This is a genomic window from Brachyspira murdochii DSM 12563, from assembly GCF_000092845.1.
In the GTDB taxonomy this organism is placed as follows: Bacteria; Spirochaetota; Brachyspiria; order Brachyspirales; family Brachyspiraceae; genus Brachyspira; species Brachyspira murdochii.
In genome coordinates this window covers 938739-953835 of the sequence record NC_014150.1, presented here as the reverse complement: position 1 = coordinate 953835, position 15097 = coordinate 938739, and the positions used below count along the sequence as shown (strand labels likewise).

The following is a 15097-nucleotide window of genomic DNA, read 5'->3' as shown; positions in this document are numbered from 1 at the left end:
AAAAATTCTTAATGTTCTTGACGAAACTATAAAGTAAAAATTTGATTAATTATATTTTTTAAGAATATTATCAGGAGTATTCTATGTATAAAGATGAATTAAATGCTGTATGCAATGCTTCAATATCAAAATCAAATTTGATTAATAATAATATTTTAGGATATTTTGTATCTTCAATGCTTGCTGGTATATATGTAGGTCTTGGAATACTTCTTATATTTTCTATAGGCGGATTACTTGGTGATTTTAAAGGTACCAAAATAATAATGGGAATATCTTTCGGTATAGCTTTAAGTTCTGTAATAATTGCAGGTGCTGAATTATTTACTGGTAATAACTTAATTATGACTATAGGAGTTTTAAATAAAAAGACATCATTTACTAATCTTATTAAAGTTTGGATTGTAAGCTATATAGGAAATTTAATAGGTGCTGTATTAGTATCCGTTTTATTTTATTTAACTGGTCTTGCAGGAGGAGATATAGGTAGTTTTATAGCAAATACCTCTTTAACAAAAATGACTTTAAGTCCAGAGGCATTATTATTTAGAGGAATATTATGCAATACTTTGGTATGTTTGGCAGTTTGGTGCAGTTTCAGATGCAAATCTGACAGCGGAAAACTAATAATGATATTTTGGTGTTTATTTGCTTTTATAACAAGCGGATATGAACACAGTATAGCTAATATGACTATTATGGCTGTAGGATTATTAACAAACTCTGAGCCTAATCTCACTATACACGGATATTTTTACAATTTATTATTTGTTACAATAGGCAATATTATAGGCGGTGTATTTTTAATAGCTCTTCCTTATCATATGATAGCAAAAAATTAATTTTATATTTAAACAAGAGCTTTACATTATTTATTCCTATCAAATACCAGTTTGGAAGCAGTAAATACAAGATGAAAGTATGAGACAAAATATATTTTGTGTTATCAGTAAATAATAATTATATAAAAATGGATAAAATATAATTATTTATAAATATGTAATAATTATATTTTATCATCTTTCTTTTTTAAGCAGCTGCAGCTTGATTTTTCCTTTTTGTAATGATTTGTATAATCACTAGTATAGCTATAACTCCTATTCCTATAATATCGCTGTAAACTTCAGGGTATATAGAAAGAAGCCCTGCTATGATAAATAATATTCTCTCATAAGGTTTGCATTTTCTAAATACATAACCTTCTAATCCTGCAGACACTCCAAACATACCTATAAGCGAAGTTATAAGTATAGGTATAATATCAGATATGGTAGTATTAATCATTAATATGTCTGGATTAAATATAAACATATAAGGAATAATAAATGCACCTATTGAAAGTTTTGTTGCTTCTATTCCAGTTTTAAGAGGATCTGATTTAGCGATAGCAGCACCAGCCATAGCAGCCAAAGCAACAGGAGGAGTAACATCTGCTATAATACCAAAATAAAATACAAACATATGTGCAGCTAAAGGTTCATAACCTAAACCTATTATTGCACTTGCCGCTATTGTAGAAGTGATAAGATAATTGGCAGTAGTAGGAACTCCCATACCAAGTATTATTGAGCTAATCATAGTTAGGAACAATAAAAGTATAGGTATTCCTCCGGATATTGATATTAAGCCTGCTCCTATTTTTAATCCTAAACCTGTTAAAGTAATAACTCCTATTATAATACCAGCCATAGCACATGCGATAGCAACACTTATAATATTTCTAGCAGCATTAACAAAAACGTCTATTAAATCATTAAGCCCAAAACTTACTTTTCTTTTCATTATGATGTCTACTATAGAATTAACTAAAGCAACTATAGCAGCAGCAATAATACCCATTAAACCAGCATATATAGCAGTTTTACCAAGCACAAAGAAATATATTATAGTAAGAAGCGGAATAACTAAATATCCTTTTTTCATCAAAAGCTCTCCTATTTTAGGAAGAGAATCTCTTGATAAACCTTTAAGCCCTGTTTTTTTAGCCTCTAAATGTACCATTATAAATATACCAGTAAAATATAAAATAGCTGGAATAATAGCCGCTTTAGCAACTTCCATATAAGGTATGCCCAAACTTTCAGCCATAAGAAAAGAAGCAGCACCCATTATAGGAGGCATTAATTGTCCTCCTGTAGAAGCAGAAGCCTCAACAGCACCCGCAAACTCAGGCCTATATCCTAAAGATTTCATCATAGGTATTGTAAAACTCCCAGTACCTACGGTATTAGAAACAGAACTTCCAGAAACAGTACCAAACATAGCACTTGTAAGTACAGCTACTTTTGCAGGACCTCCGTCAAAACCTCCTGCTATGGCATTACATATATCTATAAAAAACTGCCCTATTCCAGTTTTATCAAGTAATGCTCCAAAGAATATAAATAAGAAAATAAATGTAGCTGATGCTCCTATAGGCGTACCCATTATACCTTCTGTATTATAAAATAAGTGTGAAACTAATCTTTGAAGAGAGTATCCTCTGTGATTTAAAAAACCCGGTGCATAAGCTCCGAATAATGCATATATAATAAAAACTATTGATATTATAAGTATAGGAAGACCTACTATTCTTCTGCACGCTTCAAATACAAGAAGTATACCTATTATACCTATTATAATGTCTGTTGATGTATATATGCCTGCACGTCTTACAAGAGATTCAAAATTTATAGTAATATAGCTCCAAGAAGCAGCACCTATAACGGCAAGTATTACATCATACCATGGAAGTTTGTCTTTAGGCATATCTTTTTTCATAGGGAAAAGTAAATATGCTAAAAGCATAACAAATGCCAAGTGTGTAGCTCTTACAACTTGTGCTGTAATTCTTCCAGAAAGTATTGAATATAATTGAAACAAGCAGAATATTACCGATATTACTATGATTAAATATTTTTTCCAATCATTATATCTTCTGTATCTTGATTCACTGTCATATTTACTCATATAATCATCTATTTCTTCAGCTGTTATCATATGAATTTCATTTTTATGTTTCATCACACTCCCTCCTATTGGTTTATTTCGTATATAAATGATTCTATATAATCAAGTATAGATAATTTTTTATATTCTATTTTTATGTTAGTCTGAGGTTCAAAAAACTTGTCTAATTCTATGATTTTATCATCTATAATTATGGTGTGATTTGCAACAACACCTATAAATAAATAAAAATTTTTAATAATTCTGTTTATATTATTTATTTCTATATAATCATCAGTAATAACAATATTTTCATTTTTTTCAGGCTCAGCAATCCCAGCACCATATGAAACAAATCTAGTTTTATCTAATACTATATTTCCGTTTTTATCTATAAAATAAAAATCTCCGACTCTGCCTTTATTTACAGAATGAGTATATGAAATAACAAATTGTTTATTATCAATCTTTAATATCATATTAATTTTATTATTTTTAACACTATTTAATACAAGTCTTGGAAATAGCGGTATAAATAATAAAACAATAAATATTATGATAATTGATGTAAATAAAATAGTTTTTTTAAACATAATAATATTATAATATATTCATCATCTATATCTATTATTCTAGATGATGAATATATTATTTTAGATATAAAAAATTGATATTAATTATTTCCTACATCGTATCCTAATTCTTTATAATATTTTATAGCACCAGGATGAAATGGTATCGATATGCCTTGAGCAGCAGTTTCAATATTTAATTCTTCGCCTTTAGCATGAGCTACAGCTAAATCAGCTTTTTTATCAAATAATGTTTTCATTAAGTTATAAACAACGTCTTCAGGGATATTGTTATTAACAGCAATAGTTGCTTTTACTGCTATAGCTTTAGTATCAGTATCAACTTTATTATAAGTATTAGCAGGTATTGTTATTTCTGTATAATATTTATATTTTCTAAGCATTTCATCTAACTGAATCTGATCTAAAGAAACTAATACTATATCGCTTGATAAAGATAATTCCTGTAAAGCAGCATTAGGTATTCCAGCAACTATAAAACAAGCATCTAATGTTCCGTTTTGAAGTCCGTCGCTTGATTCTTTAAATGAAAGATTTGATTTATTTATATCATCAAATGTTAATCCGTATGCTTCTAATATTTGTTTAGCATTAAACTCAACTCCGCTTCCAGCATCTCCTACAGATACTCTTTTGCCTTTCATATCAGCTATTGTTTTTATACCGCTTGATTTTGTAGCAGCTATTTGTACTATCTCTGGGTATAATGTAAGCATAGCAGAGAAATTAGTTAATACCTCTCCTGCGAATATGTCTGTACCATTATAAGCATAGTCCATAACATCATTTTGTACAAATGCTAAATCAGCTTCATGTCTGTTAAGAAGTCTTAAATTTTCAGCAGAAGCTCCTGTTGACTGAGCAGTAACATTCATTCCTTCTATATTGGCATTCCATATACTTGCTATACTTCCGCCGAAAGAATAATAAGTTCCGCTAGTTCCGCCTGTAGCAAAAACATAATTATAATTATTGCTTTTTTGACAGCTAATAATTAAGAGAGAAACTGCAATAATAGACATTATTATCTTTCTCATAATAACACTCCTTTATATATATACATTATTTATTGAATAATACACTTGATATGCTTAAAAGTCAATATTACTATTAATAATATAATTGTTTAAGTGAAGCAGATATTGCATATATATATAATTTAAATTCCAGAATATGTATAAATTATATATATTGCAAGAAAAAATGCATTGAAATAGTTTATTGTAGGTACACATAGCGATGCCGCTATAAAAGTACATAAAATATCTGCTGTCATAAATAATTTTATATTTTTGTAATAAAATTAATTTATATAAAGCAAATAATAATAGTTTCTATAATTATAAACATATACATTCTGCTTATAAGAAATTAATGAATATATGAATTTAATATGTGAAGCTTTCAGGTAAATTATAAAAAATTGTTAACTTTACTTTTATTTGTATTTTAGTATAATAGTTTTCAAAATAATAAAATTATGACTAGGAAAATTGTTAAATGACTTTTGTATCGCCTAAATTTTTATTTTTACTTTTTACATTACCTATTATAATATTTTTATATATACAAACTAGAAAGAATCATTCATATTCAGTAAAGCACCCAAGAGTAAGTATGTCAAAGGTATTAAAATCAAGATACTATGTTAAAGATATACCATTTGCTCTTATTATTCTTGCTCTTCTTTTTTCTATTATAGGTCTTGCACGTCCTGCTAAAGTAGATCATTTATCAGACATTAATGGAGAGGGTATTTATATTTCACTTGTAGTTGATGTTTCGCCTTCTATGATGGCTGAGGATATGATGCCTACGAGACTTGAGGCTTCTAAAAAAACTATGATAGATTTTATAAAAAAAAGAAACTTTGATAAAATTAGTTTGGTAGCATTTGCATTACGTGCTTCAGTTCTTTCGCCTTCTACATTTGATTATACTTTGCTTGAAGAAGAGATTAAAAACATTAAAATAGATGAAGAGGGTTCTACTTCAATAGGACTTGGAATAGCTACTGCCGTTGATATGCTTAGAAGTGTAAAAGGAGATAATGAAAAAATTATTATACTTCTTACAGACGGAGAAAATAATTCTGGTGAAATAGATCCAAAATTAGCCTCAGAAATAGCTTCAAACTTCAACATAAAAATATATACAATAGGTATAGGCGATGCTAACGGAAGTCATGCTTGGGTAACTTATGATGATCCTAATTATGGTAAAAGAAGAATAAGGGCTGATTTTAGTCTTAATGAAGAGGCCTTAATTGATATAGCTTCAACTACTGGCGGTAAATATTTCAATGCACAAAATGCTTCTGCTTTGGATAATGTTTATAATACAATAGACAGAATAGAAAAAAAGCCTATACTTGATGATGATTTAATTCAGTATGATGAACTTTATAAGCCATTTATTATATTAGCTTTTATTTTTTTATGTCTTAGTATTATACTTTCTACTACAAGATTTTTGATAATACCATAGTATTATATGTATTATATAATATTAATTAATACTATATATAATAATAATTTTTAGATAAGTTAATAGTTATTTATACTAAATTGTAATAATTATTAAATATTTCCTTGACTTTTAGATTAAGCAATATACAATAGATTGATTATTTTAAAAAAGAGGTAAAACTATGGCAGAGATAAAAAATTATTATTTCTCTTCTGAATCGGTAACAGAAGGCCATCCTGATAAGATTTGCGATGCTGTAAGCGATGCAGTCTTAGACGAATGTTTAAAACAAGATCCTAATTCTAGAGTAGCTTGCGAAACTTTAGCAAAAACTGGAATGATTTTAATTGCTGGAGAAATCACTACAAAAGCTAGATTGGATTATCAAAAAATCGCCAGAGATACCGTAAGGCGAATAGGCTACACAAGCAGTGAAATGGGTTTTGACGCTGATACTTGTGCAGTAATGGAGGCTATTGCTGAGCAGTCTCCAGATATAGATATGGGTGTTAGTGCTGGTAAAGGATTGTTTAATTCTGAATCATCAAATGTTTCTGAAGGTGCAGGCGATCAAGGTATAATGTTCGGTTATGCTATAAATGAAACTGAGACATTTATGCCTTTAACTATACATTTAGCTCATAGATTGGCTGAACGTTTGGCTAAAGTTAGAAAAGACAAGACAGTTGACTATTTAAGACCAGACGGCAAAAGTCAGGTTACTGTTGAATATAAAGACGGTAAAGCTGCTAGAATAGAAGCTATTGTTATTTCTACTCAGCATGCAGCAGGTGTTGATCACAAACAAATAGAAGCTGACATAAAAAAACATGTTATAAATGAAATATGTCCGGCTAATATGCTTGATGAAAACACTAAATACTACATTAACCCAACGGGTTTATTTGTAGTAGGCGGTCCTATGGGAGACTGCGGATTAACAGGCAGAAAAATTATTGTAGACAGCTACGGCGGACATGGGGCACATGGCGGCGGTGCTTTCTCTGGTAAAGATCCTACAAAAGTAGACAGAAGTGCCTGCTATATGGCTAGATATGTTGCTAAAAATATAGTAGCTTCTGGTATAGCTGACAGAGCTTTAGTACAATTTGCTTATGCTATAGGAGTGCCTGAGCCTTTATCTGTATATGTTAATACTTTTGGTACAGCAAAAGTACATGATGAAGTATTAGCTAATATAGTTTCTAAAGAGCTTGACTTAACTCCAGCTGGTATAATCAAAAAACTAGATTTAAGAAGACCTATTTATGAAAAAACTACAGCTTACGGACACTTCGGTAGAGAGCTTCCAGAGTTTACTTGGGAAAAAACAGATATAAAAGATTTGTTTGCTAATGCTAAATAATTGATTAAAAAATAAAATATAAAAAGTTTTAAACATTCAGGGCTTGTTAATAAAAAATATTAGCAAGCCTTATTTATTTGTAATCAAAAATTATTTTAAATTACCGAATCCTAAATATTCCATAGCTTCAAATACCCTGTCATTACATAAAGGAATATTTTCATTATCGCTCATAACACCATATAACTCTTTAACACAGCTTTCACCAAAAGCTTGTAATTTAAAATCTTTATTATATATACAGTTAGCCATTTTTATTTCATACGGTTCATTATTATATAATAAATAATAAATTGTTCTTATTATATTTTCTAAACTATTGTTTGTGTCCAAAAATTTTTCTTTCATAGAATTATCTGAAAAAAAACGTCTTCTATCTCTAAAAGCATTAATAAATAATAAAGCTTCATATAATTCATTATAAGATACTGTATTTATATTGTTTTCTTTTAAAGTATTTCGGCATCTGTTATAATTTTTAATATATTCATCTTCAATTTTATAATTATCATAATATTCTTTAATAAGATATTGTAATTTTAGTTCTATTTCATTATCATTAATTTTAATATAACTTTTTTCTTTTATTTTATTTTCTTTGATCCAGTTTAAAAACTGATCCATTTCTATTTTTAATGGTAAATCATTATATTTCCTATTAATTTGAAGTTTCATAAGAGATGATGTATACATTTCAGTTAATTTTTTATAACAATCCAAAAATATTTGATATTTTCTTTTAAAATCTGAAATATATGATAATTTTTTACTTTTTTTAGTATTATCAATAGTTGTAATATTATTAAATTTAAAATCACCTATTTCTTCTTTTAATATTTCATTAAATTTTTTTAATTTATTATCTAGATCATGATATTCTTCTTCTATTTTTGAATATTTTTCTATTATATTATCATTTAGTACTTCAGCACTTTCCCAATAATCATAAAAACAATTTATTAGATCATAAAAAATTATATTATCAGAATCTATTGAAACATTTATCTCTTGATTAGATAATATACCGCTTTTAGTTAAATTTGATGAACCTATAAATGCTTTTGTATTTCCAAATATATATAATTTAGGGTGAAAACTATCTGAAGTAAAAAATCTAATATGTACATTTTTTTTATTATATACATCTTTTAATCTTTCTATAGAAGTTGCTAATGATAATCTTACAATAAGTTTTATATTACAATTTTTTTCTACAGCTTTATTTATTATTTCTGTATCATTAAAAAATGCAGTTGCTATAAATATATCATCATTTTCTTTTATACTAGCAATCAATGCTGTTTTTAAAAAATCATGTTTATCATTAGAATTTGTAAATAAATTCATTTTCTTATCCTGTATTTAAAATTAATTAAATTATACTAAAAATTTTTAAGTTTGTCAATTTTTATGTTGTTCTTTTTCCCGCCGCAAAAGTTGCTTATATCCTCGACAAGCTCGGATACGCTTCGCGAAAGTGCGAGGATAGAATTAGTACTAAATCATACTAAAATTGTCTTACATGTAAAATAATTTATTAAATTAAAGCCCAAGTGCAGCCTTTTTGCTTCTTTGTGGCAACAAAAGAAGTGGGGTCTGGGGCAAAGCCCCAGATATAAAAACAAAAATATCAATTTATTTCTGACAAAATATAGTTGTTTAGGTATATACTATTATTTTTAATAATTAATACCTAGTTGGCAAATAAATTAAAAAATCATTAATATTATAAATTATTTCTTTTTCATTCTTTAATATATAAGCTATGAAGCTATAGTCAGGTTTAAGGTATTCTATATCAAAAATTATATCTTGATAATTTATACTACCATATTCTATTAATTGTAGTAATGTTTTTAATGCTTCAATTGTTTTTTTTATTATCTATTATTATGAATTTAGAATTATCGTTTATTAAAGTTCTACAAGTATATTCCAAATTCATATTTGATATTTTCTCTATACTTGAAAGTATATCTTTATTAGAATTTGGACATACAATAATATGAAGTAAATTATCAGTTTTTTTATTTAATTATATTAATATATACTAAAAATTTTTGAGTTTGTCAATGTTTTTATTGTCTTTTTCCCGCCGCACGCCACAGGCGGACTTCGTCAAAGTTGCAAAAAATTCACATACTATAGCTTAATATTTTAAGAATATATATCAAACATGGTATAACACCTAGCTTTATATAAAAAATGCAGTCTTTCACAAAGCGTATTCAAGCTTGTCGAAGATATAGGTTCTTTTGGTCATACCTACACTTACAGTGGACTTTGTCAAGTACTTCCTTCGTCGCAAAAGAACTGTTGCGTAAGCATGCAGAGCAGTGGACAAACCACCATAAACAATAAAATTAAAAGATTAGTAGTTGACAAACTTAAAAAATTTCAGTATATAAAATAAATTTCTTTACAATTTACGCCTATTTAGTATAATCTTATTACTACAATAAGAAATATTTTATATTTAAGGATATTATTATGTTATCTGAAGAATTACAGGAATTAAGAAAAGAAATTGACAGAATTGATAAGCAAATAGTAAATTTGATAGATGAAAGAATGAAAGTTAGTCTTAAAGTAGGAGAGACAAAAAAGAAATATAATGCCCCTATATTTGACCCGAAAAGAGAAAAAGAAGTTATAGCAAAAAAAATAGAACTGCTTGAAAATAAAGATTTATCATCATTAATAACAACTATGTATAATGATATAATGTACACATCAAAACAGCTTCAGAAACATTTAATTGATGAAGGTAGTGATAACAAAAAAGAAAATGGTAATAATAAAGAAAAAATAAAATATGATAAGAGAGTAGTTTATCAGGGCAGAGAAGGCGGAAACGGACATGAGGCTGCTTTGAAATTTTTTGGTGAAAATGCATGTCTCATAAAAAAGGCATATTTTAATGATGTACTTGAAAGCATAAGAAGCGGTGAGAGTTATTACGGTGTTTTACCTTTAGAAAATTCTTCTACTGGTATGGTTAATGAGGTTTTGGATATACTTGCCGATTATAACTGCAAAATTGTTGGAGAGATATATTTACCTATAGAATACGGTCTTATGGCTAAAAAGGGGATCAGTATAAAAGATATTAAAAAGGTTATATCTCATCATCAGGCTTTGAAACAATGTTCTAATTTTATAAAAGAAAATAGTTTTGAAGAGATAACAGCATCAAATACGGCAGAAGCTGCTTTTATAGTTTCTAATGGAGATGATAAAACCATTGCTTCTATTTCAAATAAAAATGCCTGTAAGATTTATGATTTAGATATGCTTGAAGAAAATATTGAAAATATAAAAGGAAACACTACACGCTTTATAATAGTAGCTAATTATGATAATGCTTTAAATAGCGGAAACAAAATGACTATGAGATTTTTGCTTCCTCATGAAAACGGCAGTTTGGCTAATTCTCTTGATAAATTAAAAAGTTTTAATTTAACTTCTATAGTAAGCCGTCCTCATAGTGACAGAAAATGGCAGTATTATTTTTATATTGATATGACAGGCGACTTTGATAGGTATAAAGAAGAGTTTGAAGATTTTAAGAAAAGTGTAGAGAATCTTATAATATTAGGGCAGTATGATGAATAATAAAAATAATATAGATAATAAAGTAATATTTGTAATAGGACTTCCGGGGTGTGGGAAAAGTGCTTTATCAAAACTTCTAGCTGAAAAATTAAATTATACTCTTTATGATATGGATTCATTTATAGAACAAAAAGAAGAGAAAACAATAACAGATATTTTTGCAGATAACGGAGAAGAATATTTCAGAAAAGTAGAAAGTGAAGTTTTAGAAGAGCTTGCCGGTATGAATAATGCTGTAATATCCACTGGAGGGGGGATAGTACTTCTCGAAAAAAATAGAAATATTATGAAGGAAAAAGGACTTACCATTTTTATAGACAGAAATCCGGAAATTATACTGCAAAACATAGACCCTAGAGAGCGTCCTTTGCTTGCAAAAGATAAAAATAAATTATTAGAGCTTTCAAAACAGAGAGATAATTTATACAGAGAGAGTGCTGATATAATATTTACACATAATACTTGGGAAGATGATATTAATAACACTTTTATAAGGCTGCATGATTTAATAAAAGGTTTTATCAATCAGATTTAAAATTCTGGCGGAGTTACTGCAAAAATGATTATACTTTCTTTGTCATGTAAATTTTTCCATTTATGCGGTGCTAAAGCGGGTATATGTATTGAATCTCCTTCATACATAACAGCAGATTGATTGAATATTGTAATTTCAGCTTTTCCGCTTAATAAAAATGCCACTTCTTCCCCCTTATGAGGCATAGGTTCAATAGATGATTCTAAATCTTTTTCATTTAGAATCATTCTTATAAATTCTATATTGCTTGTTCCTTCAGGAGATAGCAATTCATATGTAACTTCTCTTGTATATATTATTTTTCTATCTCTTTCCTTTAAGATATTTATTTTTTTTATGTTTTCTTCATCTTCTATAAAAAATTGAAAGATTGGAACTTCTAATTCTTTTGCTATTGATTTTATAGTGTTTAATGAAGGATTGGCATTGCCTTTTTCTATTTGGCTAAGCATAGATGATGATATACCGCATTTTTTGGCTAAATCTTTTATTAGAATTCCTTTTTTAATTCTTATATCTTTTATTTTTATTCCAATATCTATTTCATTACACATGTTTTTATCTTTATTATTTTTACTCTGATTCAAAATAATTATATATTTTTTTTTGTTTTTTTCAATAGTATAAAAATAATGCATAGATATTAATTAAATTTTATTAAATTATTATAAATTTATTAAATTATATTTAATTTTTTATTGACTTTTGGATAAAAATTTACTATTCTAATAATTATAGTACTAATACATAATAATAATGTATTTTATGATATATATAATACTGTAAAATTTTGATATTAATGTGATTATGTGCTATAAAAAATATATTCTAGGAGGTATTTTATGGGTTCAATGTTTGTTATAGTTGCTATTATATTATCAATATTAGTTTTGATAGTACTAACTATATTTGTAAAACTGCATCCATTCTTTGCTTTATCAATAAGTGCCTTTTTCTTTGGTATAATTTCAGGACATTCTATACCTTCAATAATAGAGGCATATTCTAGCGGATTAGGAGGTACAATAGCTGGTATCGGAATAGTAATAGCAATAGGTACAGTCATGGGAGCTTTGCTTGAAAAGAGCGGAGCTGCAGAAACAATGGCAGAAACCATATTAAAAATAACAGGTAAAAAGAATGCTGATATAGGATTAGCTGTAACAGGCTATTTTGTATCAATACCAGTATTTTGCGATTCTGCTTTTGTACTATTATCACCATTGGCAAAAAGAATAAGCAAAGATACAGGAGGAAGTATGACCACTATGGCAGTAGCTTTGGCTATGGGACTTCATGCAACTCATATGTTAGTTCCGCCTACTCCGGGACCTTTGGCTGTTGCAGGCATATTAAAAGCAAATTTGGGATTAGTTATACTTCTCGGAATGTTAGTATCAATACCAGTAACTATTATAGGTGTATTGGCTGGAAGATTTTTTGGTAAAAAGTATTATTACTTACCAAATATAGATAATAGTGTAAATACTTATGAGGAAAATAAAGGAAATAAACTTCCTTCTCCTATTATGAGTTTCTCTCCAATATTGATTCCTATAATTTTGATGCTTCTTAGAACAGTTGCAACATTAGAATCGGCACCTTTAGGAAAAGGGACTTTATATAATATTTTGGATATATTGGGGCAAACCATAATTGCATTATTTATAGGTTTAATAATTGCATTTTTTACATATAGATCTGTAAATAAAGAAGATAAGGAAGTTTGGACATTTGATGGTATATTTGGGGAAGCTTTAAAAACTGCAGGACAGATAGTTTTGATAGTTGGTTCAGGCGGGGCTTTTGCTACAGTATTGAAATTATCTAATCTTCAGGATATAGTTACAAGTATGTTTTCTGGTATATCAGTTGGAATAATAGTTCCTTTTATAATAGGTGCTATATTTAGGACAGCTATAGGTTCTGGTACTGTTGGAATGATAACAGCTGCATCTATGCTTCTTCCTTTAGTAGATGTTTTAGGGTTTAATTCGCCTATGGGACTTGTAATAGCTATGCTTGCCTGTGCTGCAGGAGGATTTATGGTATTTCATGGTAATGATGACTTTTTTTGGGTTGTTACTTCTACATCAGAGATGAAGCCAGAAACAGCATATAAAGTATTTCCTATAGTAAGTGTACTTCAGGCATTAACAGCATTAATATGTGTATTTATATTAAAATTAATATTTCTATAAAAAGAGGTTAAGATATGAAAGATTTTAGTAATAATGTAGTAGTAGATAAATTATCAAGATTAGAAGAAATTGCTTGGATTAATAAAAAAGAAATTAGGTTTTCTGAGTATGAAAAGAATTTACCTATATCTGATAAGCAATTAGATGATGCAGAGGAGCGTTTAAAAAGATTTGCCCCTTTTATTATGAAGGCTTTTCCAGAAACTCAAAAATCTAACGGTATAATAGAATCGCCTTTAGAGCCAATATTAAAAATGCAAAGTAAATTAGAAGAAAAATATAATACAAAAATATACGGAAAATTGTATTTAAAAATGGACAGTCATCTTCCAGTAGCGGGTTCCATTAAGGCTAGAGGCGGAGTTTATGAGGTATTAAAACATGCTGAAGACTTAGCAATAGATGCCGGAATATTAAATATTAATGATGATTATTCTATACTTACTGAAGATAAATTTAGAAAATTTTTCTCTCAATATAAAATACAAGTAGGTTCTACTGGTAATTTAGGATTAAGTATAGGAATAACTAGTGCTGCTTTAGGATTTGAAGTAATAGTTCATATGTCAGCCGATGCCAAACAATGGAAAAAAGATATGTTACGAGCTAAGGGAGTAACAGTTATAGAATATGCTGATGATTACGGTAAAGCTGTAGAAGAAGGACGTAAAAATTCAGATGCTGATCCAAAAAGTTATTTTATAGATGATGAAAAATCTATGGATTTATTTTTGGGTTATACAGTAGCAGCACGAAGATTAAAAAAACAGCTTGAAGAAAAAGGTATAGATATAAATGAACAAAATCCTTTAATAGTATATATACCTTGCGGTGTAGGGGGAGCTCCGGGTGGTGTTGCTTATGGGTTAAAAAGAATATATAAAGATAATGTTTATATATTCTTTATAGAACCTACTTTAGCTCCATGTATGTTATTAGGTTTAGAAACTTCTATGCATGAAAATATTAGCGTAAAAGATATAGGAATCAATGGTATTACACATGCTGACGGACTTGCTGTAGGCAGACCTTCAGGACTTGTAAGCAGAATAATGGAGCCTATATTAAGCGGAGAATTTACTATAGCTGATTACAGATTGTATGATTATCTTAGATATTTAAATGAAACTGAAAATATACAAATAGAACCTTCTGCCTGTGCCACTTTTCAAGGTCCTGTAGAACTTATGAAAAATGAAGAAAGTAAAAATTATATAAAAGAAAAAATAGGAGATAATATAAAAAATTCATACCATATTTGCTGGGCTACTGGAGGCAGTATGGTACCTAAAGAAGATATGGATAATTTTTTAAATACTTATTTAGTATAAAATTAATTTTGATAGTAAATAATAAATTAAACCATTAAATTGTAATAAAACTTCTCCAA

12 protein-coding genes are annotated in these 15097 nt (G+C 28.1%); 7 read left to right on the top strand and 5 right to left on the bottom strand.

Features of this window, described 5'->3' with window-relative positions:
- Positions 1 to 83: 83 nt before the first annotated feature.
- Entirely contained in the window at positions 84 to 842 is a 759-nt protein-coding gene (locus BMUR_RS04040; protein ID WP_013113325.1) for a formate/nitrite transporter family protein, read from the top strand.
- A gap of 187 nt (positions 843 to 1029) precedes the next feature.
- On the opposite strand, the gene BMUR_RS04035 is transcribed toward BMUR_RS04040, so the two are convergent.
- The 3 genes from BMUR_RS04035 to BMUR_RS04025 form a co-directional block, all read right to left on the bottom strand.
- Positions 1030 to 3003, bottom strand: coding sequence for a TRAP transporter permease (locus tag BMUR_RS04035; protein ID WP_013113324.1), 1974 nt, complete (start codon positions 3001 to 3003; stop codon positions 1030 to 1032).
- Positions 3004 to 3014: 11 nt separating this feature from the next.
- A complete protein-coding gene (locus tag BMUR_RS04030; protein ID WP_013113323.1) occupies positions 3015 to 3521 on the bottom strand; it encodes a DUF1850 domain-containing protein in 507 nt (168 codons plus the stop codon).
- 80 nt (positions 3522 to 3601) lie between these two features.
- Positions 3602 to 4558 (bottom strand): TAXI family TRAP transporter solute-binding subunit, encoded by a 957-nt coding sequence (locus tag BMUR_RS04025; RefSeq protein ID WP_013113322.1) that lies wholly within the window; start codon positions 4556 to 4558, stop codon positions 3602 to 3604.
- A 463-nt stretch (positions 4559 to 5021) separates the two neighbouring features.
- On the opposite strand from BMUR_RS04025, the gene BMUR_RS04020 reads away from it, so the two are divergent.
- Together BMUR_RS04020 and metK are read left to right on the top strand one after the other, a co-directional pair.
- A complete protein-coding gene (locus tag BMUR_RS04020; protein WP_013113321.1) occupies positions 5022 to 6008 on the top strand; it encodes a vWA domain-containing protein in 987 nt (328 codons plus the stop codon).
- 163 nt (positions 6009 to 6171) lie between these two features.
- The gene (gene metK / locus BMUR_RS04015; RefSeq protein ID WP_013113320.1) at positions 6172 to 7356 is read left to right on the top strand and encodes a methionine adenosyltransferase; all 1185 of its coding nucleotides are present in this window, start codon (positions 6172 to 6174) and stop codon (positions 7354 to 7356) included.
- Between the two features lie 90 nt (positions 7357 to 7446).
- Here metK and BMUR_RS04010 read toward each other — a convergent pair whose 3' ends face one another.
- Positions 7447 to 8703 carry a phospholipase D family protein gene (locus BMUR_RS04010; RefSeq protein ID WP_013113319.1) on the bottom strand — a complete coding sequence of 419 codons (1257 nt, stop codon included), beginning with the start codon at positions 8701 to 8703 and terminating at the stop codon, positions 7447 to 7449.
- 1143 nt (positions 8704 to 9846) lie between these two features.
- On the opposite strand from BMUR_RS04010, the gene BMUR_RS04005 reads away from it, so the two are divergent.
- Together BMUR_RS04005 and BMUR_RS04000 are read left to right on the top strand one after the other, a co-directional pair.
- Positions 9847 to 10971, top strand: coding sequence for a chorismate mutase (locus tag BMUR_RS04005; protein WP_013113318.1), 1125 nt, complete (start codon positions 9847 to 9849; stop codon positions 10969 to 10971).
- The gene (locus tag BMUR_RS04000) at positions 10964 to 11506 is read left to right on the top strand and encodes a shikimate kinase (RefSeq protein WP_013113317.1); all 543 of its coding nucleotides are present in this window, start codon (positions 10964 to 10966) and stop codon (positions 11504 to 11506) included. Before BMUR_RS04005 ends, BMUR_RS04000 begins: the two co-directional genes overlap by 8 nt.
- On the opposite strand, the gene BMUR_RS03995 is transcribed toward BMUR_RS04000, so the two are convergent.
- Positions 11503 to 12060 (bottom strand): helix-turn-helix domain-containing protein, encoded by a 558-nt coding sequence (locus tag BMUR_RS03995; protein WP_041750062.1) that lies wholly within the window; start codon positions 12058 to 12060, stop codon positions 11503 to 11505. The genes BMUR_RS04000 and BMUR_RS03995 overlap by 4 nt on opposite strands.
- A gap of 288 nt (positions 12061 to 12348) precedes the next feature.
- On the opposite strand from BMUR_RS03995, the gene BMUR_RS03990 reads away from it, so the two are divergent.
- Together BMUR_RS03990 and dsdA are read left to right on the top strand one after the other, a co-directional pair.
- A complete protein-coding gene (locus BMUR_RS03990; RefSeq protein WP_013113315.1) occupies positions 12349 to 13707 on the top strand; it encodes a GntP family permease in 1359 nt (452 codons plus the stop codon).
- Between the two features lie 14 nt (positions 13708 to 13721).
- Positions 13722 to 15038 (top strand): D-serine ammonia-lyase, encoded by a 1317-nt coding sequence (gene dsdA / locus BMUR_RS03985; RefSeq protein WP_013113314.1) that lies wholly within the window; start codon positions 13722 to 13724, stop codon positions 15036 to 15038.
- Positions 15039 to 15097 lie beyond the last annotated feature (59 nt).